Source organism: Pseudomonas sp. No.117 (assembly GCF_054558395.1).
Genome location: NZ_BAAJNP010000020.1, coordinates 1 through 541 on the forward strand (window position 1 = coordinate 1; position 541 = coordinate 541).

General features: G+C 67.1%; 1 pseudogene. It reads right to left on the bottom strand.

The annotated features are described in order from the left end of the window. Window positions 1-541: pseudogene (locus ACYJP6_RS24160) on the bottom strand (acetolactate synthase large subunit); the annotation flags it as partial.

The window sequence follows — 541 nt, forward strand, 5'->3', positions numbered from 1 at the left end:
TGGCTGGACCTCGATGCGTTCCTTGATCTCCCAGATGGCGTTGGCGATGTCGCCGATCACCTCGACCTGGGGGAAGTACACCGGATCGACTTCGGCGGAACGGAAGTTGATATGGATGACCTCGGTACCGCCGCGGGTCATGAAGAACGGCGGCTTCTCGATCACATCGTGGCCAATGTTGACGATGAGGTCGGCCGACTCCAGGGCGCGGTGGACGAAGTCACCGGCGGAGAGGGCGGCGTTGCCCAGGAAGCGCGGATGGCGCTCGTCGACCACGCCCTTGCCGAGCTGGGTGGTGACGAAGGGGATGCCGGTCTTCTCGATCAGCTGGCGCAGGACGCGGGCGGTCATCTTGCGGTTGGTGCCGGCGCCCAGCACCAGCACCGGGCTGCGGGCGTTCTCCAGCTTGGAGACGGCGGCGGCGATGGCCTTGGCCTCGGCCACCGGGCGACGGCTCAGGCTCGGCGGGACCGGCAGGCTCTCGGTGTGCTCGTCGGCGATGTCTTCCGGTAGCTCCAGGTGCACGGAGCCGGGCTTTTCT